This window comes from Salmonella sp. 32010601201800023SM, from assembly GCF_017572235.1.
Classification (GTDB): Bacteria; Pseudomonadota; Gammaproteobacteria; order Enterobacterales; family Enterobacteriaceae; genus Salmonella; species Salmonella enterica.
Genome location: NZ_JAGEQS010000006.1, coordinates 1 through 22,346, shown reverse-complemented (window position 1 = coordinate 22,346; position 22,346 = coordinate 1). Strand labels below are relative to the sequence as shown.

Sequence of the window (22,346 nt, the reverse complement as noted above, 5' to 3'; positions counted from 1 at the left end):
CATGTTTACATCAGTGGCGCAAGCCAACGCTGCAGTCATCGAACAAATTCGTCGCGCACGTCCGCACTGGCTGGATGTGAAGCCAGCTTCTTCATTAATTAGCGTGCTCAATCAGGGGAAAACGCTTCTTCATGCCGGGCCGCCGATGCGCTGGCAAGAGATGACCGGCCCGATGAAAGGCGCCTGTATCGGCGCATGCCTGTTTGAAGGATGGGCCAAAGATGAAATGAGCGCGCTCGCGCTGTTAGAGCAGGGAAAGGTCAACTTTATTCCCTGCCATCACGTTAACGCCGTGGGGCCGATGGGCGGTATTACCTCAGCCAGTATGCCGATGCTGGTCGTGGAAAATATCACCGACGGCAATCGTGCGTACTGCAATCTCAACGAAGGGATCGGCAAAGTGATGCGTTTCGGCGCCTATGGCGAGGATGTTCAGCAACGTTTGCGCTGGATGCGTGATGTGCTGATGCCGGTATTAAGCGCGGCGCTGGGACGTCTGGAGCGGGGCCTCGACCTGACCGCAATGATGGCGCAGGGCATTACGATGGGAGATGAATTCCACCAGCGCAATATCGCCTCTTCCGCATTGCTGATGCGCACGTTGGCGCCGCATATCGCCCGTCTGGAACACGATAAGCAGCAGATAGCGGAAGTGATGGATTTTCTGAGCGTCACCGATCAATTCTTCCTTAATCTGGCGATGGCCTACTGTAAAGCCGCCATGGACGCAGGCGCGCAGATTCGCGCCGGCAGTATTGTGACGGCGATGACCCGTAATGGCGATATGTTTGGCATTCGGGTTAGCGGTCTGGGCGACCGTTGGTTCACCGCGCCTGTTAATACGCCACAGGGGCTATTTTTTACCGGTTTTTCGCAGGATCAGGCCAACCCGGACATGGGCGACAGCGCCATTACTGAAACGTTTGGTATTGGCGGCGCTGCGATGATTGCCGCGCCTGGCGTAACGCGTTTTGTCGGTGCCGGGGGAATGGAAGCGGCGAAATCTGTTTCTGAAGAGATGGCTGAAATTTATCTCGAACGCAACATGCAGCTACAAATCCCCGGCTGGGATTTTCAGGGGGCCTGTCTGGGACTGGATATCCGCCGCGTGGTCGAGACCGGAATTACGCCGCTGATTAACACGGGTATCGCGCATAAAGAGGCGGGGATTGGACAGATTGGCGCGGGAACCGTCCGTGCGCCGCTGGCCTGTTTCGAGCAGGCGCTGGAAGCGCTGGCGGAAAGCATGGGCGTAAGTTAAGAGAGCGTCTCATGAAATGTATCCATCCTCTTATGGCAAGCCGACAATCGGCGGATTATCGGCAACCCTGGCAGATGTCAGGGGTATGGCGTCGCTCTATTAATTTTGTGGCGAAAAGCGGTGAGTTATTAACGCTTCACCGTCGGGGGAGCGGCTTCAGTCCGGGAGGGTGGATACTGCGCGGCGGCGATTTTGACGCATTGCGCGATGTGCTCACCGATGGCGAAAAACCGCAGTCAACCGCTGCCGGTATTCAGATTGGCGAGTTTCTTTTATGCGAGCCGGAGAGGCGCTGTTCGCTGCGGGTTCCACGCTATCTTGCGTCGCCGCGTCTTAACGCGACGTACATGCAGCGTAGTGAGGAGACGGGACTGTTTGGGCCGTTAACCGTCGCCGCAGCTCAGCCTCTATGTCCGGAACTTCGCCAGTTTTGTCACTGCTTTCAGTCGGCGCTTGCAGGTGCTGCGACTGACTGGCGGCTATGGCTGGGTAAAGGGCCGGGCTTAACGCCCAGTCATGACGACACGCTGACGGGAATGTTGCTGGCGGCCTGGTATTTTGGCGCCATAGATGAACGCGCCGGGCGTAATTTTTTTGCCCAATCCGGCAGCCTTGATCGGGCGACGACGCTCGTGAGCGTCAGCTATTTACGCTATGCGGCTATGGGTTATTTCGCGTCGCCTTTACTCCACTTTATTCATGCGCTGCGACGAGATGCTCGCACAGAAACGGCGATTGATGGACTGCTGGCGCTGGGGCACACCTCTGGCGCGGATACGCTGCTGGGGTTCTGGCTTGGACAACAAATAGTAAAAGGATAGGGAATGAAAACGTTGGTAGTTGCTCTTGGCGGCAACGCATTATTGCAGCGCGGAGAAGCGCTAACGGCAGAGAATCAATATCGTAATATTGCCGACGCGGTGCCTGCGCTGGCGCGACTTGCCCGCTCGTATCGGCTGGCGATAGTACATGGCAACGGCCCCCAGGTCGGCCTGTTGGCTTTACAGAACCTTGCCTGGAAAGCCGTTGAGCCTTATCCGCTGGATGTGCTGGTAGCAGAGAGTCAGGGAATGATCGGCTATATGCTGGCGCAGCGTCTGGCGCTTGAACCCGATATGCCGCCGGTGACTGCAGTATTAACGCGGATAAAGGTATCGGCGGACGATCCTGCTTTTCTTGAACCGGAAAAGTTTATTGGTCCCGTTTATTCGCCAGAAGAGCAAATGGCGCTGGAAGCGACTTATGGCTGGCATATGAAACGTGATGGAAAATATCTGCGCCGTGTCGTCGCTTCCCCGGCGCCGCGTCAGATTATCGAAAGCGCCGCTATTGAGTTATTGCTAAAAGAGGGCCATGTGGTGATTTGCAGCGGCGGTGGCGGGGTACCTGTTGCCGGCGAGGGCGAAGGGGTCGAGGCGGTGATAGATAAAGACCTGGCGGCGGCATTGCTGGCGGAGCAGATAGCGGCCGATGGTCTGATCATTTTGACGGATGCGGATGCGGTGTATGAACATTGGGGGACGCCGCAGCAGCGCGCTATTCGTCAGGCTTCGCCCGATGAGCTGGCGCCGTTTGCCAAAGCCGATGGCGCGATGGGACCGAAGGTGACCGCGGTAAGCGGATATGTGAAGCGGTGCGGAAAGCCGGCATGGATTGGCGCATTGTCGCGTATTGACGATACCCTGGCGGGCAGAGCGGGAACCTGCATCTGTCTGTGATCGCGACGGGCGGCGACAGAGAATGCGCCGCCCACGCCGTTTATTTAAGCTTACTTTGCGCCCAGATAATGCCGCTGGCGTATTCGCCCGGCAGGAGCGGAGAGAGCGCTTCCAGGGTGGCGCTAAGACGTGACGTATCGCTGTCGGTCAGATTCAGATGGCCGACTTTTCGCCCCGGACGTACCGCTTTATCATACCAGTGCAGATGTACCAGCGGCAGCTTCAGCCAGTCGTAATTCAGCTCGCTGCCGATCAGGTTGATCATCACCGACGGGGCGTTAATCACCGGCGCGGGCAACGGCAGGCCGGTAATCGCGCGCAAATGCAATTCAAACTGACTGATGCTGGCGCCATTTTGCGTCCAGTGTCCGCTGTTATGCACGCGCGGCGCCAGTTCATTGATTAACAGGCCTTCCGGCGTGATAAAACATTCCATCGCCATTACGCCGACGTAGTTCAGCGCCTGCATAATTGCTGACAGCATCGATTCCGCCTGCTCCTGCTGTTCGGCGTTCGCCTGTGGGAACGCGACGCTGGTCCGCAAGATGCCGTCCTGATGCAAATTGTGCGTTAGCGGGTAAAACACGGTACTGCCGTCATGAGCGCGCGCGCCGACTAACGACACTTCGCCGGAAAAATGGATACCGCGCTCAACAATACATTCGCCATAGCAGTCATCCGGCAGTTGCCCGGTTTCGTCCGCGCGTAGACGCCACTGCCCGCGACCGTCGTAGCCGCCAACGCGACGCTTAATAATCGCCAGTTCGCCCAGACGGTCAAAGATGCCGGACCACTCGTCGGCGCTGGTCAGCAGCTGCCACGGCGCGGTCGCGAGTCCCAGTTTATCGAAAAGCTGTTTTTGTGTCAGACGGTCGGCGATGATCGGAAATACATCGCGATTGACGAAGGCCGGGTGGCGCGCCAGCTCGCGGGTAAGCGCGGTTTCCGGCCAGCGCTCAATCTCTGCGGTAATGACGCTCTGCTGTACCGGCACGGCGGTAGGCTCTGCATCCAGACCAACCGGCCAGACGGCGATACCCAGCGGTTCGCCCGCCTGGCGCAGCATTCGGCCCAGTTGCCCGTTGCCGAGAACGCAAACTTGCTTCATAGCGTCCCCCGCGGATCGGGATTTTCCAGAACTTCATCGGTTTGCGCTTTGCGCCAGTCGGCAATGCGCTGATGCAGTTCCGCGTCGTGTTGCGCCAGAATCTGCGCGGCGAGCAGGGCGGCGTTAGCGGCACCGGCTTTACCGATCGCCAGCGTACCCACCGGAATGCCGCGCGGCATCTGCACGATGGAGTAGAGGCTATCCACGCCGCTTAGCGCAGCGCTTTGTACCGGCACGCCGAGTACCGGGACCAGCGTTTTTGCCGCAATCATTCCCGGCAGGTGCGCCGCGCCGCCCGCGCCGGCAATAATCACTTGATATCCGTTCTCTTCCGCCGTTTCGGCGAAGCCGAACAGCTTATCGGGGGTGCGATGGGCGGAAACCACTTCTACATGGTGCGGGACATCCAGAATTTCAAAAATTTCGGCGGCGAATTGCATGGTAGCCCAGTCGCTTTTGGACCCCATCACGATGGCGACACGCGCCGGATTATTGCGGGAAGACATGCGTCTTAAAACTCCTGTGGTGCGGGACACGCTGCTTTTGAGGTGTCAGAGAATAGCATGATAATCAGGCAAGGAAAACGGTTGCGTGTGCGCCGTAACGGACGATTCGACGAATATTTACAGGGGGAAGGCGATTAACTCCACGTTGTCCGGCGTGACTTTTATCATTGAACCTTCATGATGCCATGCGCCTAACACCACGCGGAACGCGGGCTGGCCGTTGGCGGAAAGTTCATGCACCGCCGGGCGGTGGGTATGACCGTGAATCAGCCACTGTACGCGGTGTTTTTCCATTTCGGCGACGACGGTCTGCGCATTGACGTCCATAATATCCAGCGATTTGCTGCTGTTGGCGGCTTTGCTGCCGGCGCGCATTCTGGCGGCGATACGGCGGCGGATAAACAGCGGCAGGGTAAGGAACAGCCGTTGAACCCACGGATTATGGACTTTGGCGCGAAACGCCTGATATCCGGCATCATCGGTACAGAGCGTATCGCCGTGCATAATCAACACATTGCGGCCATACAGGTCGAGCACTTTTTCCTGCGGCAGTAGAATCATGCCGCTTTCGCGGGCAAAGCGTTTGCCAATCAGGAAGTCGCGATTACCATGAATAAAGAAGCAGGGAACGCCGGAATCAACCAGCGATTTAATGGCAACGGCCATTTCACGATGTAGCGGGTTGGGGTCGTCGTCGCCAATCCAGGCCTCGAAGAGATCGCCAAGAATATACAGCGCGTCAGCCTGACGGGCTTCTACGGCTAAAAAACGCAGAAAACCGGCGACGATCGCCGGTTCTTCCGTTTGCAGATGCAAGTCTGCAATAAACAGTGTCGCCACGATTACTCGCTGACGGTCACGTTTTCAATGATGACGTCTTCTTTTGGTACGTCCTGGTGCATACCGCTACGGCCAGTGGCGACGCCTTTGATTTTATCTACCACGTCCATACCTTCTACGACTTCCGCAAAGACGCAGTAGCCCCAGCCCTGTAGACTTTCGCCGGAGAAGTTCAGGAAGTCGTTGTCTGCCACGTTGATGAAGAATTGCGCGGTAGCCGAGTGTAGCGCCTGAGTACGTGCCATTGCCAACGTACCACGGGTATTTTTCAGACCATTGTTGGCTTCGTTTTTGATCGCCTCTTTGGTGGCTTTCTGTTTCATGCCCGGCTCAAAGCCGCCGCCCTGAATCATGAAACCGTTAATCACACGGTGGAAAATGGTGTTGTTGTAAAAACCTTCGCGGCAGTAGTCCAGGAAGTTTTTAACTGTTTCAGGCGCTTTATCATCAAAGGTTTTGATTACGATATCGCCGTGATTAGTGTGGAAAGTAACCATTTTTGCATCCTGTTCCAAGAGAGTGGTGCTTTAGCCCGCAATGGGGCACATATAGGGGCTTGTTATAGCATAACCGTAAGCTGCGATCACCTTGCAAAGTGTGCTGCTTCGATTACGAATAATATGTATCATACGGAGATTATTACCCACACACGTCTATACGGAATCTTCGATGTTAAAAATTTTTAATACACTGACGCGCCAAAAAGAGGAATTCAAACCCATTCATGCCGGGGAAGTCGGCATGTACGTGTGTGGTATCACCGTTTACGATCTCTGCCACATTGGTCACGGACGCACGTTTGTCGCTTTTGACGTTGTCGCGCGCTATTTGCGTTTTCTCGGTTATAAGCTGAAGTATGTGCGTAACATTACCGATATCGACGATAAAATTATTAAACGTGCCAATGAAAACGGCGAAAGTTTTGTCGCGCTGGTCGACAGAATGATTGCGGAAATGCATCAGGACTTCGACGCGCTGAATATTCTGCGTCCGGACAGCGAGCCGCGTGCGACGCACCATATTCAGGAAATTATCGAACTCACCCGCACCTTAATCGAGAAAGGGCACGCCTATGTGGCGGATAACGGCGATGTGATGTTTGATGTACCGACCGATCCGACTTATGGGCAGCTTTCCCGTCAGGATCTTGAGCAGCTTCAGGCGGGCGCGCGCGTGGATGTCGTTGACGTGAAGCGTAACCCGATGGACTTCGTGCTGTGGAAAATGTCGAAAGAGGGCGAGCCGAGCTGGCCGTCGCCGTGGGGCGAAGGGCGTCCGGGCTGGCACATTGAATGTTCGGCGATGAACTGCAAGCAGTTGGGCAACCATTTTGATATTCACGGCGGCGGTTCCGATCTGATGTTCCCGCACCATGAAAACGAGATTGCCCAGTCTACCTGCGCGCATGACGGCGAATACGTCAACTACTGGATGCACTCCGGTATGGTGATGGTGGATCGCGAGAAGATGTCCAAATCGCTGGGCAACTTCTTTACCGTGCGCGACGTGCTGAAATACTACGATGCGGAAACCGTGCGCTACTTCCTGATGTCCGGGCATTACCGTAGCCAACTGAACTACAGCGAAGAGAACCTCAAGCAGGCGCGCGCCTCGCTGGAGCGGTTATACACTGCATTGCGTGGAACGGATAAATCAGCGGCCCCGGCGGGCGGCGAGGCGTTTGAAGCGCGTTTCGTGGAGGCGATGAATGACGATTTCAACACGCCGGAAGCCTACTCCGTCCTGTTTGATATGGCGCGTGAAGTCAACCGTCTGAAGGGCGAGGATATGACCGCCGCGAATGCGATGGCGTCTCATCTGCGGAAGATTTCCGGCGTGCTGGGACTGCTGGAGCAGGAGCCGGATGTTTTCCTGCAAAGCGGCGCGCAGGCGGATGACGGTGAAGTTGCGGAAATTGAAGCCTTGATTCAACAGCGTCTGGATGCCCGTAAAGCGAAAGACTGGGCGGCGGCGGACGCGGCGCGCGATCGTCTCACTGAAATGGGTATTATTCTGGAAGATGGCCCGCAGGGCACCACCTGGCGGCGTAAGTAAGCGCTTTTACAGGCCGCTCTATTTGCATAGAACGGCCTGTTTTTTATTTTTTCGCACCGGGCGAAAGATAAACACACACCGACTCCCCCAGATTCTGATGTTCACACCCGGGTATTGCCCGGCTGTAATGGGCAATAAAGCGGATGACGCTGTCGCCGCTGTTTAGCCCCACATTTCCTTTTCGCAGCAATTCTGCTGGCTGATCGTCGGTGAAAACGTTAGGGGTGAACAGTTTTGCGCCTAATCGTTCAAAAGTGCCAGCACTAACGATAGAGGGTTGATAACCCTGAAGCTGCAACCAGCGGCGGGCATCATTACGTGACCAAACCTGCGCATCGTTTGCTCGCGCAAACACTTCGAGAAGCCAGCCATTCGAATTCTGATAAAGGCCGGAAAAAGGCCACGCAATCAGGTTATAGCGGGGACTGTGGAAGAGATTGAGTTTGATAGCGCTATGTAAAAGCGTTTGTAATGCCGTCGCGATATCTGAACGCGGGCGCAAAACGGCAATGCTCTGATTCACCAGGTCATCAGCCAGAAACTCATACAGACCTTGTATATAGAGCGCTGATTCAGCGGTTCCGCAAGTATTCAGATTATGGTAAACCCGCCAGTCTCCGTTTGGCTGGCGCATGGCATAGCCAGCATGTGACCAGGTTAAATGTCGGCTCGACATATCTTGCCCCTGGCGAACCAGAATGACGACCGGATCGGGTTGACTGTTAAGCTGTTTTTTGAGCTGTAGCGCCTGATCCATTGTCGCTGCGATGCTCTCCGGCGTGTTTGCTTTTTGGTGACAGTTAGCACTGTCTGCATAAGCGTTGAGCGAGATTGCGCTGAGCCACAGGGCAAACGCGAACCGCTTCATTTGGCCGGTACCGTCTGGTTGCTGGAAAGTCCTGCGTCGTCCTGATTTACCATATGGGCAAGGACTTTGCCCTCTTTTTTCAAATAAGCGCCGGTGCCTTCCTGCGTTTTTTCCAGAGTGACTTTATCACCTGCTTTGAGGTTGCCTTCTTTGACGACATGTAGCGGAACTTGCATTTTAATGTCTTTGTTATCGGGGGACTTAGTGGTTAACAGCGCGGTTTTTTGCTTTTTATTTTCGACAACAGATCCAATGCTCAGGTTGAGCGGCAGCAGTACGGGGGAGAGTATAATTCCGCTAACCAGTGCGGAACTGCCCACGCTGACAACCGCAGACGATGCCGCATACCAGCCAGTGGCAGACATTTCTTCGCTATAGCTGGCGTGGGAAAATGAGAAACAGATGACCGCGGCGGCGAATGTCATTTTATTCATATTGATTCCTTTTAATATGCGTTTTAAGTACCCGTAGAAATAACACTAAAATACTTCCCGGCAACCACACCCACAGCAATTCTGAGAGAATGACCTGATGTCCATACGGCGTGATGTAGCTTGAAAGCGCGAAAGGCGCGACTTTAATCACCTGCCAGGGCGCAAAAAAACGTTCATCTGACCACGGCCACAGCCATCCGACGCCTTTACCACCCGTGGTGATCGAATCCAGCAGGCTGTGCGACAACAATGAAACGGTTAAAAACAGCCAGCAGCGCACCTGCCCCGCTCGAAACCATCGTCGTCCCGCGAGTACGCACAACAGGGGGAGGACGAATGCGAAAAGTAAAGAGTGGGTAAATCCGCGATGGCCGAACACGTTGCCGTAGGCGACGCCAAATTTAAAGGCCAGCACGTCGGCATCGGGGAGCATCGCCAGCACAACACCGGCAAACAGCAGGCGAGGAGGGATAACTTTCAGGCCTAAGCCTGCGCCAAAACACAGGGGAACGGCGGCGTGGGTGATAACGGTAGGCATAGCGATGGTTCACAGGGAAATAGCCATGCTAGCAGTTGGAACGCAGAGGATTAAGTGGATGATTATCTGAAAAGACAGCATAATCAGGCCGGATAAGACGCTTTGCGTCGCTATCCGGCACTCTGTATCAGGCCACGACGTTCACACTTTGGCCTTCGAAGCTAACGGTTTGCCCGGCGACAATTTTGCAGCGTTTACGCGTTTCAACCGCGCCATCAACCTTCACCAACCCGTCGGCAATGGCGATTTTCGCCTGCGCGCCGCTTTCGCTCCAGCCTTCCAGCTTGAGCAGATCGCACAGCTCGACGTGCGGGTGCTTGCCTAAAGAGAATGTCGCCATGTTATTTTCCTTGTGGATCGTGATATTCAATGCACGCCTGCAGCGTGTTTTCGATAAGCGTGGCGACCGTCATCGGGCCGACGCCGCCCGGTACTGGCGTGATGTATGACGCGCGCGCCGCGGCTTCGTCAAACACGACGTCGCCAACGACCTTGCCATTTTCCAGACGGTTAATACCGACATCAATCACAATTGCGCCTTCTTTAATCCATTCGCCGGGAATAAAGCCCGGTTTACCTACGGCGACAATGAGCAAATCAGCATGCTCGACATGGTGACGCAGATCTTTGGTAAAGCGGTGCGTAACGGTAGTCGTACAGCCAGCCAGCAGCAGCTCCATGCTCATCGGGCGTCCAACGATATTGGACGCGCCAATGACCACCGCATTCAGGCCGTAGGTATCAATATTGTAACGCTCAAGCAGCGTCACAATACCGCGGGGCGTACAGGGACGCAGGCGCGGCGCACGCTGGCACAGACGACCGACGTTATAAGGATGAAAACCGTCTACGTCTTTATCTGGCGCGATACGCTCCAGCACTTTAACGTTGTCGATGCCTGCCGGTAAAGGCAACTGCACCAGAATACCGTCGATCGTGTTATCTGCATTCAGAGTATCGATAAGCGCCAGCAGTTCGGCTTCGCTGGTGGTTTCTGGCAGGTCATAGGAGCGGGAGACGAATCCCACTTCGTCGCACGCTTTACGTTTGCTTGCGACATAAATCTGTGAGGCCGGATTGCTGCCGACCAACACCACAGCCAGGCCGGGAGCGCGAAGACCTGCTGCGACGCGTGCCTGAACTTTTTGAGCAACCTCAGATCGCACCTGCTGCGCAATCGTTTTACCGTCAATAATCTTTGCTGCCATCAGAGAGAAGATTCCATCTGTTACTTCAAGTCAAAGGGGATAACGCTATTTTGTCAGAAGCGGGCCTCGCTGTCAGTTAACGTTTGTGTTTCCGATGCAAACGCGACGTCTCCCCCGTCTGTTGACGATACTGAGACGTGGCCCGTAAGCGCGCCATGATTAACCAAAAAGAAACAATTCATCACCCTGGCTATGGTTACCGTAATCCCTCGTCGTTAATAGCATCGGGCGGCATAATGCGACATTTTATACAAAATAAGATTAGACCCTTCTTATATCCCAATAAGAATTAGCTTAGGTCATTAAAAGAGTTTGCGGCTATTTTTTATTTAGCGAAATGTTTAATTTATTACCGTGACGAAATGTCATATTCGCAAAGATTAATTACTGCGTCTGATACTCAGGGGAGAAACAGAAAACTAATTAATCCGCGATATCTATCTTTACAGGATGAAGAGATAGCTTTTCTGACATGCTATGTCGATAATAATTCAAACGGAGCCGACAGGATGCCGAAACCGGGTGTGTGTAATTCAAGGGAAATCCATGAAACATAAATTAATGACCTCTACTATTGCGAGTCTGATGTTTGTCGCTGGCGCAGCGGTTGCGGCTGATCCTACTCCGGTGAGCGTGAGTGGCGGTACTATTCATTTCGAAGGTAAACTGGTTAATGCAGCCTGTGCCGTCAGCACTAAATCCGCCGATCAAACGGTGACGCTGGGTCAATACCGTACCGCCAGCTTTACGGCGATTGATGATACGACCGCGCAGGTGCCTTTCTCCATCGTCCTGAATGACTGCGATCCGAAAGTGGCGGCCACCGCTGCCGTGGCTTTCTCTGGTCAGGCAGATAACACCAACCCTAATTTGCTGGCTGTCTCCTCTGCGGACAATAGCACTACCGCAACCGGCGTCGGGATTGAGATTCTTGATAATACCTCTTCACCGTTGAAGCCGGACGGCGCGACCTTCTCGGCGAAGCAGGCGCTGGTTGAAGGCACCAATACGCTGCGTTTTACCGCACGCTATAAGGCAACCGCCGCCGCCACGACGCCAGGCCAGGCTAATGCCGACGCCACCTTTATCATGAAATACGAATAATCCCGTCAGGGAACGCCAGGGAAGGGAGGCGCCTCAACGGAAGAGGCTATCGGGGATAAAAGAGAACATAGCAGATGATAAGGAAAGGCGCGGCGCTAGCGGGGCTTGTTTTGATGTCGCCCGTCATTGCGCAGCCGGTAATGGTGGAGAGCGGGCGTGTTCACCTGCGCGGACAACTGGTCAATGGCGGCTGCGCTGTCGCCACTGAAAGCCAAGATTTGCGCGTACTGATGGGACAGTACCGCACGAATGCGTTTACCGGTCCTGGCAGCTTCGCTCCCGTCAGCGTTCCATTTTCGTTACGGTTAATCTCCTGTAGCGCGGAGGTCTGGCGTCATGTCGGCATTGCGTTTGCCGGCGTTACGCCTGCGGAAGATCCCCATGTTTTTCTGGCCAGCGGCGAGGGTATCGGTAATGCCGGAATCGGCCTGGCGTTATTTGATGACCAGCAGCGGCAAATCATACCTAACACGTTACCGCTTCATTACACGCCCATTTTAACGTCAGAAATGACTTTGCATTTTACCGCCCGCTATCGGGCAATTTCAGAAAATATGACGCCGGGACGAATTCATTCAGAAGTGTGGTTTACGCTGGTTTACCCATGAATTTTCTTGCCGACGTGACTCAATGCAAAAGGTATTTTTTACCATGCTGAATAGTATAAAATTAGGCTTTATTGTTCTTCTCACGTTATTTACTTCGCTGAACGTACAGGCAGCGGGGGGGATTGCATTAGGCGCCACGCGCGTTATTTATCCCTCGGCGGCGAAACAGACTTCTCTGGCAATCAGTAATAGCGATACTCAAGAACGTTACCTCGTCAATTCATGGATCGAAAATAGCGCCGGGCAGAAAGAAAAAACGTTTATCGTTACGCCGCCTTTATTCGTCAGCGAACCCAAAAGCGAAAACACGCTGCGTATTATCTACGCCGGGCAACCGCTACCCGGGGATCGGGAGTCGTTATTCTGGATGAACGTGAAAGCCATCCCGTCGGTCGATAAAAGTCATATTGAAGGAAAAAACGTTCTGCAACTGGCGATTCTGTCGCGCATCAAACTGTTCGTGCGTCCGGCGAATTTGCCGCAGACGCCGGAAGACGCGCCGACCTTGCTGAAATTTTCCCGTGTCGGCAACCATCTCAAGATAACCAACCCATCTGCTTATTACCTCACGCTGGTCAATATCAGCGTGGGCGCGAAAAAGATTGATAACGTGATGATCGCGCCAAAAAGCGACATGCAAATTCCCTTACCGACAGGCGCGCAGGGCAGCGTGACATTTCAGACCGTCAATGATTACGGCGCATTGACGTCGGCGACAACGGCCAGTCTCGGTTAAGCAGAGAGCGTGAAGCCACACGAGAACACGATGAAGAAGACAACCTGGTTTGCAGGGCGATTTCCCGGCTATGTATCACCGTTAAGCGGCGTGGCGCTGTCGGTGCTGGCGGCGCTGTGTCCGCTGACGAGCCGCGGCGAAAGTTATTTCAACCCTGCGTTTTTGTCGGCGGATACCGCGTCCGTGGCGGATTTATCTCGCTTTGAAAAAGGTAATCATCAGCCTCCCGGTATTTACCGGGTGGATATCTGGCGTAACGACGAATTCGTAGCGACGCAGGATATTCGTTTTGAGGCGGGCGCCGTGGGCGCCGGCGATAAATCCGGCGGCCTGATGCCTTGTTTTACACCGGAGTGGATTAAACGGCTGGGCGTGAATACCGCGGCGTTCCTTGTCTCAGATAAAGGCGTCGATACCACGTGTATTCACCTTCCTGAGAAAATCCCGGGCGCGGAGGTCGCGTTCGATTTCGCTTCGATGCGCTTAAATATTAGCTTGCCGCAGGCGTCATTGCTCAACAGCGCGCGTGGCTATATCCCGCCGGAAGAGTGGGATGAAGGGATACCCGCCGCACTCATTAATTACAGTTTTACCGGTAGCCGCGGAACAGACAGCGATAGCTATTTTTTGAGTCTGCTGAGCGGGTTGAACTATGGCCCCTGGCGGCTGCGTAATAACGGAGCCTGGAATTATTCGAAAGGGGATGGCTATCATTCGCAACGCTGGAACAACATTGGCACCTGGGTACAGCGCGCCATCATTCCGCTAAAAAGCGAACTGGTCATGGGGGACAGCAATACCGGGAACGATGTTTTCGACAGCGTCGGCTTTCGCGGAGCGCGGCTGTACTCTTCTGACAATATGTATCCCGATAGCCTGCAGGGCTACGCCCCCACGGTTAGAGGAATCGCCCGGACGGCGGCAAAGCTGACGATACGACAGAACGGGTATGTTATCTACCAAAGCTATGTGTCGCCGGGTGCGTTTGCGATTACCGATCTTAATCCTACCTCTTCCAGCGGCGACCTTGAGGTGACGGTAGATGAAAAAGACGGTAGCCAACAACGTTACACGGTGCCTTACTCTACCGTTCCGCTATTGCAGCGTGAGGGCAGGGTGAAGTATGACCTGGTGGCCGGGGATTTTCGCAGCGGCAATAGTCAGCAGTCTTCGCCATTCTTTTTCCAGGGAACGGTGATTGCCGGCCTGCCTGCGGGGCTGACGGCTTACGGCGGTACGCAACTTGCCGATCGTTACCGTGCCGTGGTGGTCGGGGCGGGGCGAAATTTGGGCGACTGGGGTGCCGTGTCGGTCGATGTCACACATGCGCGTAGCCAACTGGCAGATGACAGCACCCATCAGGGGCAATCGTTGCGTTTTCTGTACGCCAAATCGCTGAATAATTACGGGACTAATTTTCAATTGCTGGGTTACCGCTATTCCACGCGCGGATTTTACACCCTGGATGATGTGGCATACCGCAGTATGGAAGGGTACGACTACGAATACGATAGCGACGGACGCCGCCATAAAGTGCCGGTGGCGCAGAGCTACCACAATCTCCGTTACAGCAAAAAAGGCCGCTTTCAGGTCAATATTTCGCAAAACTTGGGGGATTACGGGTCACTGTATCTTTCCGGCAGTCAACAAAATTACTGGAATACGGCGGATACCAATACCTGGTATCAACTGGGATACGCCAGTGGATGGCAAGGCATAAGTTATTCGCTGTCATGGTCGTGGAACGAGTCGGTGGGGATCTCAGGCGCCGATCGCATTCTGGCATTCAATATGTCCGTTCCGTTTAGCGTTCTGACCGGACGGCGCTATGCGCGCGACACTATTCTTGATCGTACTTATGCCACGTTTAACGCCAACCGCAACCGCGACGGCGACAATAGCTGGCAGACCGGCGTGGGCGGCACGCTTCTGGAAGGACGTAATCTGAGCTACAGCGTGACGCAAGGGCGTAGCAGTAGCAATGGTTATAGCGGCAGCGCCAGCGCTAGCTGGCAGGCGACGTATGGCACGCTGGGCGTGGGATATAACTACGATCGCGATCAGCATGACTATAACTGGCAACTTTCCGGCGGCGTGGTCGGTCATGCGGATGGTATTACGTTTAGCCAACCGTTGGGCGATACCAATGTCTTGATTAAAGCGCCGGGAGCGAAAGGCGTGCGCATCGAAAACCAGACCGGCGTGAAAACGGACTGGCGGGGCTATGCGGTAATGCCCTATGCCACGGTATATCGCTATAACCGCGTCGCGTTAGATACCAACACGATGGACAACCATACCGATGTCGAAAATAACGTCAGCAGCGTAGTGCCGACAGAGGGCGCGCTGGTGCGGGCTGCTTTTGATACGCGGATAGGCGTAAGGGCAATCATTACCGCGAGGCTTGGCGGACGTCCGTTACCGTTTGGCGCGATAGTACGAGAAACCGCCAGCGGCATTACCAGTATGGTCGGCGATGACGGGCAAATTTATCTGAGCGGCTTGCCGCTAAAAGGTGAACTGTTCATCCAGTGGGGAGAGGGGAAAAACGCGCGTTGTATCGCCCCTTACGCTCTGGCGGAGGATAGCCTGAAGCAGGCGATTACGATAGCCAGTGCGACCTGTATCCGTCCGGCGTCATAAAAGGAAAAATAGAGATGAAAATATACTCAGCGCTATTGCTGGCGGGGACCGCGCTCTTTTTCACCCATCCCGCGCTGGCGACGGTTTGCCGTAATTCAAACGGGACGGCGACCGATATCTTTTACGACCTGTCAGATGTTTTCACCAGCGGCAATAATCAGCCGGGACAGGTGGTTACGCTGCCGGAAAAATCAGGTTGGGTCGGCGTAAACGCGACGTGCCCGGCGGGGACAACGGTAAATTATACCTACCGAAGCTATGTATCAGAATTACCGGTACGAAGCACCGAAGGAAATTTTAAATACCTCAAACTGAATGACTACCTTCTGGGCGCGATGAGCATCACCGATAGTGTCGCTGGCGTATTTTATCCGCCCCGTAACTATATTCGCATGGGCGTCGACTCTAACGTGTCGCAGCAAAAGCCGTTTGGCGTGCAGGACTCAAAGCTGGTTTTTAAATTAAAAGTGATACGGCCTTTTATTAATATGGTGACGATCCCTCGCCAGACAATGTTTACTGTCTATGTAACGACCTCTACCGGCGACGCGTTGAGCACGCCGGTGTATACCATTAGCTACAGCGGCAAAGTGGAAGTACCGCAAAACTGTGAAGTGAATGCCGGACAGGTCGTGGAGTTTGATTTCGGCGATATCGGCGCGTCGTTATTTAGTCAGGCGGGGGTGGGTAATCGTCCGCAAGGCGTCACGCCGCAAACGAAAACTATCGCTATTAAATGTACCAACGTCGCGGCGCAGGCCTATTTATCGATGCGGCTTGAAGCCGAAAAGGCCTCAGGGCAGGCGATGGTGGCCGATAATCCGGATTTAGGCTTTGTGGTTGCTGATAGCAACGGTACGCCGCTCACACCCAATAATTTGTCGAGTAAAATTCCGTTTCATCTTGATGATAACGCCGCCGCTCGCGTAGGTATTCGCGCCTGGCCGATCAGCGTGACGGGGAATAAACCGGCGGAAGGGCCGTTTACTGCGCGCGGCTATCTACGAGTCGATTATGATTAAGGAGGCATAATGATCTTTCGGCGCGTTTTCATCGCTATCGGTTGTGTTTTGTTCAGCCCGCTGAGTCAGGCCAACTCATCTCTGGGCGAAGTGAATATTGAACTGCGCGGTAACGTGGTGGATTTTACCTGCGCCGTGGTTGCGGGCGACAGTAACAAGTCGGTTAACCTCGGCACCTGGCCGACAAAACAGCTTCACGCCGTCGGTGACGCCACGCAACCGGTAGCCTTTAGCCTAAAACTTGAAGGTTGCCCGCCGGGGTCGGCGTCTATAACGTTTTCCGGGACGCCAGCGCCCGGCACGGCATTACTGGCGCTTGCTGATACGGAAATGGCGCAAAAACTGGCGATTGAAATTCGCGATGGCGATCAACGTCGATTGCCACTTGAACAGGCCAGCAAGGCCGTCGATATTGACAACAACGGCAATGCTACCCTGAAATTCTATGCGAACTATATCGCCTTAGCCGATGGCGTGCAGCCCGGACTTGCTAACGCGGATGCGACCTTCCTGATCAATTACAATTAGTGTCCGTTATTTTGGCTCCCGAACGATAATTCGCCGGGAGTACATTTACAATAATTCGTGTGATTTGGCGTAATCGATAAGCTCAACGATAGAGTGAAGGCCAAGTTTAGAAAATATATTGGCCTTATGCGCGCTGATAGTCTTGTTACTCAATAAAAGTTGCTCGGCAATTTCTTTGTTAGACATTCCATTGGCCAGATAGCGCAGCACGGTAACTTCGCGGTTAGAAAGTGGCATATCATGGTGCCCGCCTTTGGGGGTACGGGTATTACTGATAAAGTTAAGCGTCTCAGATGGAAAAAAAGAATAGCCGGATAAAATCATTTTTACCGCATTATAAATATCATTGAGGTCTTTGCGTTTACTTACAAATCCGTTTGCGCCCGCTCTTATTGCTCTTCCGGCATAAAAAGCCTCTGATTTCGACGATAAAAAAAGTATCCGGGTATGTTCCTGGATAGATTTGATTCGTTTAAGTAAGGTAAAGCCGTCGGTGCCCGGTAATTCAATATCCAGAATGACAAGGTCAACAGGATAAGTGCGCAGATACTCTATCGCTGTTCGGCTATCATCCGTTTTCAGGACAACCTGAATATTGCTATTTTTACCGAGTAAAACTTCGATCGACATTCTTACAATAGGGTGTTCGTCCATAATGATAACAGATGCAGGTTTCATTGTTGTATGCCTCAGACTGTTATGCGTCCTTCGTTTTAGAATAAGCGTCAGACACCTTAAAGATTGTGAAATAGCCAGATCTACACACCACACAGTGGAGCAATAATAAAGAATGAGACCTCCCTGTTGACTGGCTATTTTGCGTAAGAGTAATAAATATGTGGAATATCCATTTCGCACCAACAAAAAAGAAATTTCTGATTAAGTAAAAACAATATGGATTATACCTGGTCTGATTTCTCGGAAAAGTCTTGCGAAATGCGAATTATGGATAGCGGGTAGGATGTTCTGTGGCGTTATAGAAAATTTGTTCGTGGTGGAGCTATTTTCTTTAGAGTTGACATTGAGTAGTTTAAACTGTTGTTTTTAAGTATAAAAATAATATGAAAGACTAATTGTTTAGTATTTGTTATGTAATAACAGAAAGATGTTGACGCTGGAGACCTCAAAAAACGAGGAGGGACAGGGGGCGATGTAAGAAAAAAATTTTTATCGCTTACCAGGACGAGTTGTAAATATTAATTTTATGTGAAATATTTACATTTAATGGAAGTGAAAATAAGTAATTTCTTAAAAAATCTTATTCACCAAAACGTTAGTTCGTTAAAAAATGTCGTGGAAAGTAACGTTTAACTGCTGGATCAGCCGAAGAAAGCTTTGTCTGTGGGGAAGGTTAAGGAGGGTGATAAGTTGTTTAAGCCGGTAAACTACACGATGATAAGGTACGCTTTGCTGACGTGCTATTTCTTTTAAAGAGGCACCTTGCGCTAAAGTTTCAATCATCAACCAGTCAGTACGGCTAAAGCTTTCCGATAAGCGAGGTTTGGCGGCTGATAACAAGGCTTCGCGTACAGAGGCCAGATTTTGTCGTCGCGACAGAACAAAAAAACGCCCAGCCATACGGATAAACTGTGTTATAGCGGGGGTTTTATCTGATACCAGCAGGTAAATCTGGATATCGCTTTGTTGCCAACTGAGCGCGCGTAGCTGGTTAAGCGCCTCAATACAGGAGACAGGTAGCGCCTCCATATCTACAATCAGTTGTCTGAGCGACCCCTTTTCAATCCACAAAGAAATGTCATCTAATGAGCGGAATGCAGCGGTACGTTTTCCGGAAAATAAGTAGTGACTCAATGAATAGCCGAGGTAGTTATCAGTTGTAATTATTGCCTGGGAAATGATACCAACCGGCAAGGCATAATTAAGCTGTTGGTCCAGTAACTCAAGGCGATCAAATATCTGCGGCGTTGGAGAGTGATAACGGCAGGCGCAGTCTTTGGCATTTCTTAAACGGCGGTGTCTTTCCCTGCGTGGTACGCTGCGCATCCTGCTTTTTCCATTGCTCTAATATATATCTGGTAATATGGCTGGCCATAAATAACCTTGTTCCATCGTTGCACCAGCGTAAAAAGCAATGCTTCGTTGCTCTGATGTTTCAATGCCTTCCATCAGCATTAACTGCTGAAAAAAAACTTCGCTATCATGTTCTGACGGAAGTTGCGTCAGGACCTCATAGCCGATTAATTGCGCAGTTGAGAGATTAACGATTGGCTCAGATTTTAACAATTCGCTGTTGAGATATGAATGACGTGTGGGCGAAGACGCCAGGTGTGGGGGATTTATCCTTTCCTTTAACAAAGTACCCTGTGCCACCAAACACTCCTCCAGGCATTTATGATGCAGCCATATATTTTCGACCCCTGAATCTATCAGGATATTATGGGCATCATTGTGGCAGCGTTAAAAAAATGCCTGTAGGTATCGTTACTTAATTATTGGTGAGATATTTCGTAAGCCTTGTAAAAAGTTAAGTGAGTTTACTTACTGAGTAAGAAATGAAGGTTAACTCTAATATATTTTAAAAACTGCTGCTCCGTTTTAACATGTAATTTTCGCATAATGCTCCGGCGGAGTGACTTTGTCTGCTCTTCAGAAAGTGAAAGTAAAGCGGCCGTTTCGCTTAAATGATAACCGCTGGCGATCAGTTTTAACAGGTGACGTTCTGTTACTGAAAAATGACGAGTCGTGCAGTAGTGGCAAATGCCAGAAGGGACGCTATGTCGAAGCGCTCGCTTATGTAAGATCAATATCATTTTCCGTGTAATTTCTTCAACATCATCTTCCCGATAAATATGCGGCAGCATATACAGACATGGTCTGAACATGAGCTTTTCTTTATCGCATTTATTACAAATAATTACCCGTAGCTGATGTTGGGTATGCATAGGTATCTGGTAACAGCCTGCGCTGAACCAATCATCATCCAGGGCCAGGAAAGCGATATCGGCATTATCTATCTCTTCTGGCGGCAGAAAGTCAATTTTCTGCTGCCATTGATTCGCCAGACGCGTCATGATGATTTTCAAACCATGCTCAAAGTGACTGTTTTGTTCCTTAATAGCGATACTCAGCATAAAAAATATCCTACACGGCAGGTGAATCATGGTGAAATATTAAAGAAACTTATTGATTTTCTAAATACTGGCGGCCTTAATTCCCACTTTATGCGTGCTGAGATGTGTCCAGGCGATTTCCTGGAACCTGGCATTGCGCCAGAAAAGACGATATTCGTACACTTAGTCAGCAACCAGAACAAAAGCCATTGACTCAGGAGTGCCTGACCGTATAATTCTCGCGTTTCGTCTACACGAAGTCTTCACTTCACAAGGCGCCCTTAGCTCAGTTGGATAGAGCAACGGCCTTCTAAGCCGTGGGTCGCAGGTTCGAATCCTGCAGGGCGCGCCACTTATAAATCAACGCGTTACGCTTCTTTATTTCCTCCTTATTTTCCATATGGGACATATTTGGGACATCATCACCAAAAATGTCGTCTATTTTCCTCGCGTGTTCCGTTAAATGATTAGGCGCAAGGTGAGCATATCTGTGAATCATTTCAATAGATTTCCATCCCCCATTTCCTAAAGCACTGACAGTGGAACTCCTGATTGAATTAACCAGCTTGCCCATGTGTGCCTAAGGCCGTGAAAGCGAAAGTCTTCTATTTTTATTTTCGCCCAGCCATATACCCGGCTGCGCTTTCTGGCCTTCGGTGTTGATACCCAGCGCGAGGAAGACGGCTTTGTTTATGATGCTGTGACTTTGGATATCAATGTGAGCGACACATCGGCGTCGTACATTTCTTTGAAGGTGGCGGAGATTTCGCGCGTGACCATGCCTTTGACATACAGCGATAAAATCTGGCTGTCCATCTGTGTGAGCCGCGTCTGGTTCTTCTTAATCAACTGAGGTTTGAAGGTGTTTTCACGGTCACGCGGCGTGTTCAGTTCAATCTCGCCATCACCGCAATTTACCTGTCCTCGTTATCGGAATGAATATATCAAAAACAGGCAGATACACAATTTAAATTACAGTCTCTCAACAAAACGTAGATGCACCTTGTTTTATTTTTCTTTCTCTTCTACAGGGCCAATGAAACGCGTCTCCAATCGACAGACATTATTGGAAACCCCGTCAAAGTTGCCCCCTTGAGTTCCTGTTGCCAGCGGCATGAAGAAAATCCCGTTATATCCACCAAACGTGCGCACATTATCAGCATTGCAATTCTGTGTGGAACTGGAGTAAATGGCTGTAGTTTCGGTTAACTGGTAGATATCTAGGTTCTCGATAACCCCGCCGATGATTCTCACATCCGGCCACGTGATAGTCTCAATAGACAAAAATGATCAGGCAGTGATATCCGTGCCTGTCTGTCGTAATATCGCATGACCGCCAATTTCGGAGATGCAATGGTGCACTAGAGAGATTTTTGATGAGTAATATTCCGCGACGGGCAAAATACATTTTTTAACGCTTTCTGTAGCCTCAATATACTGCTTATTCTCAAATGTACTCCCGGCATTCGGCATGGCGCCAAATTTAGTCGCATCTCATGGGCCGATGATACATTTCTACGCATAGGTAGAGGCCACTGCAATAGTGTCTCTCTCATCTGTTAATCCGGTTTTATCTACACCCTGAAAAACGCAGCGACATTCCCCTGATGATCTGCATGCCAGCAGCACATAATCCCCAATAGACAGTGGAATAAAAATACTAAAATAAGAGTAAATAGTTGATTATAAAATTATTAATCTGCGGGATTCGAACTTGGAACCCTCGACTTAGAAGTTTCTGTAACCGCCGTTTAAGCCAACAAGTTATCCTGTTATCAATGCAAACACATGACCCACCTTCGAGAAACATACAAAGCTTTGTATGCCCCAAATCACCAGGTAATCATCAAACTCGCTGTAACTCACAGCATTTTCCAATATCAACCTATCGATTGCAACGATCGATTTTAATGTGTATGATAGTTGTAAGCTATCAAACACTAGATTATTGATCGTCTTTATCGATCAAATCAATTTGTAGTGCTACACTCCAGACCTTTCCGAATCCGCTGATTTTCATAATGTTGAAGTTATTCGCTAAGTACACATCGATCGGTGTTCTTAACACGCTTATTCATTGGGGCGTATTTGCTTTTTG

At 51.6% G+C, this 22,346-nt stretch carries 24 protein-coding genes, 1 tRNA gene and 3 pseudogenes; 12 read left to right on the top strand and 16 right to left on the bottom strand.

Annotated elements, in window-relative coordinates; all coding sequences use genetic code 11:
- Position 1: 1 nt before the first annotated feature.
- From J4617_RS17300 to J4617_RS17290, 3 genes are read left to right on the top strand one after another with little or no spacing between them, the layout of a single operon-like run.
- Entirely contained in the window at positions 2 to 1,261 is a 1,260-nt protein-coding gene (locus J4617_RS17300; protein ID WP_000495330.1) for a DUF1116 domain-containing protein, read from the top strand.
- 11 nt (positions 1,262 to 1,272) lie between these two features.
- Positions 1,273 to 2,082: a DUF2877 domain-containing protein gene (locus tag J4617_RS17295; protein ID WP_017465363.1), complete on the top strand. Its 810-nt coding sequence runs from the start codon at positions 1,273 to 1,275 to the stop codon at positions 2,080 to 2,082.
- A 3-nt stretch (positions 2,083 to 2,085) separates the two neighbouring features.
- Positions 2,086 to 2,979, top strand: coding sequence for a carbamate kinase (locus J4617_RS17290; RefSeq protein WP_000855337.1), 894 nt, complete (start codon positions 2,086 to 2,088; stop codon positions 2,977 to 2,979).
- A gap of 40 nt (positions 2,980 to 3,019) precedes the next feature.
- Here the strand turns inward: J4617_RS17290 and purK are convergent, their stop codons facing one another.
- The 4 genes from purK to ppiB form a co-directional block, all read right to left on the bottom strand.
- Positions 3,020 to 4,087, bottom strand: coding sequence for a 5-(carboxyamino)imidazole ribonucleotide synthase (gene purK, locus J4617_RS17285; protein WP_000815601.1), 1,068 nt, complete (start codon positions 4,085 to 4,087; stop codon positions 3,020 to 3,022).
- Positions 4,084 to 4,593, bottom strand: coding sequence for a 5-(carboxyamino)imidazole ribonucleotide mutase (gene purE / locus J4617_RS17280; RefSeq protein ID WP_017465362.1), 510 nt, complete (start codon positions 4,591 to 4,593; stop codon positions 4,084 to 4,086). Before purE ends, purK begins: the two co-directional genes overlap by 4 nt.
- A gap of 117 nt (positions 4,594 to 4,710) precedes the next feature.
- On the bottom strand, positions 4,711 to 5,433 hold the full coding sequence (gene lpxH / locus J4617_RS17275; RefSeq protein ID WP_017465361.1) for a UDP-2,3-diacylglucosamine diphosphatase: 723 nt from the start codon (positions 5,431 to 5,433) through the stop codon (positions 4,711 to 4,713).
- 2 nt (positions 5,434 to 5,435) lie between these two features.
- Positions 5,436 to 5,930, bottom strand: coding sequence for a peptidylprolyl isomerase B (gene ppiB, locus J4617_RS17270; RefSeq protein ID WP_017465360.1), 495 nt, complete (start codon positions 5,928 to 5,930; stop codon positions 5,436 to 5,438).
- Between the two features lie 172 nt (positions 5,931 to 6,102).
- Here ppiB and cysS point away from each other — a divergent pair, with 172 nt between their 5' ends.
- A complete protein-coding gene (gene cysS, locus J4617_RS17265; RefSeq protein ID WP_000912377.1) occupies positions 6,103 to 7,488 on the top strand; it encodes a cysteine--tRNA ligase in 1,386 nt (461 codons plus the stop codon).
- A gap of 43 nt (positions 7,489 to 7,531) precedes the next feature.
- Here cysS and J4617_RS17260 read toward each other — a convergent pair whose 3' ends face one another.
- From J4617_RS17260 to folD, 5 genes are all read right to left on the bottom strand, one after another.
- The gene (locus J4617_RS17260; RefSeq protein ID WP_017465359.1) at positions 7,532 to 8,356 is read right to left on the bottom strand and encodes a DUF2145 domain-containing protein; all 825 of its coding nucleotides are present in this window, start codon (positions 8,354 to 8,356) and stop codon (positions 7,532 to 7,534) included.
- Positions 8,353 to 8,790: an STM0539 family protein gene (locus J4617_RS17255; protein WP_001038573.1), complete on the bottom strand. Its 438-nt coding sequence runs from the start codon at positions 8,788 to 8,790 to the stop codon at positions 8,353 to 8,355. Before J4617_RS17255 ends, J4617_RS17260 begins: the two co-directional genes overlap by 4 nt.
- Positions 8,783 to 9,328: a metal-dependent hydrolase gene (locus J4617_RS17250; protein ID WP_017441726.1), complete on the bottom strand. Its 546-nt coding sequence runs from the start codon at positions 9,326 to 9,328 to the stop codon at positions 8,783 to 8,785. The genes J4617_RS17255 and J4617_RS17250 overlap by 8 nt, the downstream gene beginning before the upstream one ends.
- A 127-nt stretch (positions 9,329 to 9,455) precedes the next feature.
- Positions 9,456 to 9,668 carry a ribosome-associated protein YbcJ gene (gene ybcJ, locus J4617_RS17245; protein ID WP_000190278.1) on the bottom strand — a complete coding sequence of 71 codons (213 nt, stop codon included), beginning with the start codon at positions 9,666 to 9,668 and terminating at the stop codon, positions 9,456 to 9,458.
- Between the two features lies 1 nt (position 9,669).
- Complete coding sequence (gene folD / locus J4617_RS17240) at positions 9,670 to 10,536, bottom strand: bifunctional methylenetetrahydrofolate dehydrogenase/methenyltetrahydrofolate cyclohydrolase FolD (protein WP_000729165.1); 867 nt, start codon at positions 10,534 to 10,536, stop codon at positions 9,670 to 9,672.
- Positions 10,537 to 11,082: 546 nt separating this feature from the next.
- Between folD and fimA the strand changes: the two genes are divergently transcribed.
- The 6 genes from fimA to sfmF all read left to right on the top strand — a co-directional run bounded on the left by fimA (position 11,083) and on the right by sfmF (position 17,177).
- Complete coding sequence (gene fimA, locus J4617_RS17235) at positions 11,083 to 11,640, top strand: type 1 fimbrial protein subunit FimA (protein WP_000681025.1); 558 nt, start codon at positions 11,083 to 11,085, stop codon at positions 11,638 to 11,640.
- A 74-nt stretch (positions 11,641 to 11,714) separates the two neighbouring features.
- Entirely contained in the window at positions 11,715 to 12,248 is a 534-nt protein-coding gene (gene fimI / locus J4617_RS17230) for a type 1 fimbrial protein subunit FimI (protein WP_000619604.1), read from the top strand.
- A 43-nt stretch (positions 12,249 to 12,291) separates the two neighbouring features.
- Complete coding sequence (gene fimC / locus J4617_RS17225) at positions 12,292 to 12,984, top strand: type 1 fimbria chaperone FimC (RefSeq protein WP_001519112.1); 693 nt, start codon at positions 12,292 to 12,294, stop codon at positions 12,982 to 12,984.
- Positions 12,985 to 13,014: 30 nt separating this feature from the next.
- Positions 13,015 to 15,627 (top strand): fimbrial biogenesis usher protein, encoded by a 2,613-nt coding sequence (locus J4617_RS17220; RefSeq protein ID WP_017465358.1) that lies wholly within the window; start codon positions 13,015 to 13,017, stop codon positions 15,625 to 15,627.
- Positions 15,628 to 15,641: 14 nt separating this feature from the next.
- Entirely contained in the window at positions 15,642 to 16,649 is a 1,008-nt protein-coding gene (gene fimH, locus J4617_RS17215) for a type 1 fimbria D-mannose specific adhesin FimH (RefSeq protein WP_017465357.1), read from the top strand.
- 9 nt (positions 16,650 to 16,658) lie between these two features.
- On the top strand, positions 16,659 to 17,177 hold the full coding sequence (sfmF, locus tag J4617_RS17210) for a fimbria assembly protein (RefSeq protein ID WP_001642932.1): 519 nt from the start codon (positions 16,659 to 16,661) through the stop codon (positions 17,175 to 17,177).
- 45 nt (positions 17,178 to 17,222) lie between these two features.
- Here sfmF and fimZ read toward each other — a convergent pair whose 3' ends face one another.
- The 4 genes from fimZ to fimW form a co-directional block, all read right to left on the bottom strand.
- Positions 17,223 to 17,855 (bottom strand): fimbria biosynthesis transcriptional regulator FimZ, encoded by a 633-nt coding sequence (gene fimZ, locus J4617_RS17205; protein ID WP_000801273.1) that lies wholly within the window; start codon positions 17,853 to 17,855, stop codon positions 17,223 to 17,225.
- A gap of 603 nt (positions 17,856 to 18,458) precedes the next feature.
- Positions 18,459 to 19,181 (bottom strand): fimbria biosynthesis regulator FimY, encoded by a 723-nt coding sequence (gene fimY / locus J4617_RS17200; protein ID WP_001258110.1) that lies wholly within the window; start codon positions 19,179 to 19,181, stop codon positions 18,459 to 18,461.
- Positions 19,182 to 19,199: 18 nt separating this feature from the next.
- A complete protein-coding gene (locus J4617_RS17195) occupies positions 19,200 to 19,511 on the bottom strand; it encodes a hypothetical protein (protein WP_000226492.1) in 312 nt (103 codons plus the stop codon).
- Between the two features lie 161 nt (positions 19,512 to 19,672).
- Positions 19,673 to 20,269 carry a fimbria biosynthesis transcriptional regulator FimW gene (gene fimW / locus J4617_RS17190; protein WP_000948629.1) on the bottom strand — a complete coding sequence of 199 codons (597 nt, stop codon included), beginning with the start codon at positions 20,267 to 20,269 and terminating at the stop codon, positions 19,673 to 19,675.
- A gap of 254 nt (positions 20,270 to 20,523) precedes the next feature.
- Between fimW and J4617_RS17185 the strand changes: the two genes are divergently transcribed.
- A tRNA-Arg gene (locus J4617_RS17185) sits at positions 20,524 to 20,600 on the top strand.
- On the opposite strand, the pseudogene J4617_RS17180 reads toward J4617_RS17185, so the two are convergent.
- From J4617_RS17180 to J4617_RS17170, 3 genes and pseudogenes are all read right to left on the bottom strand, one after another.
- Positions 20,559 to 20,857: pseudogene (locus J4617_RS17180) on the bottom strand (tyrosine-type recombinase/integrase); the annotation flags it as partial. The gene J4617_RS17185 and the pseudogene J4617_RS17180 overlap by 42 nt on opposite strands.
- Before the next feature lies 1 nt (position 20,858).
- Positions 20,859 to 21,154, bottom strand: a pseudogene (locus J4617_RS17175) (transposase); the annotation flags it as partial.
- Positions 21,155 to 21,256: 102 nt separating this feature from the next.
- A complete protein-coding gene (locus J4617_RS17170) occupies positions 21,257 to 21,532 on the bottom strand; it encodes a hypothetical protein (RefSeq protein WP_000021431.1) in 276 nt (91 codons plus the stop codon).
- Positions 21,533 to 22,269: 737 nt separating this feature from the next.
- Between J4617_RS17170 and J4617_RS17165 the strand changes: the two are divergent.
- Positions 22,270 to 22,346: pseudogene (locus tag J4617_RS17165) on the top strand (GtrA family protein); the annotation flags it as partial.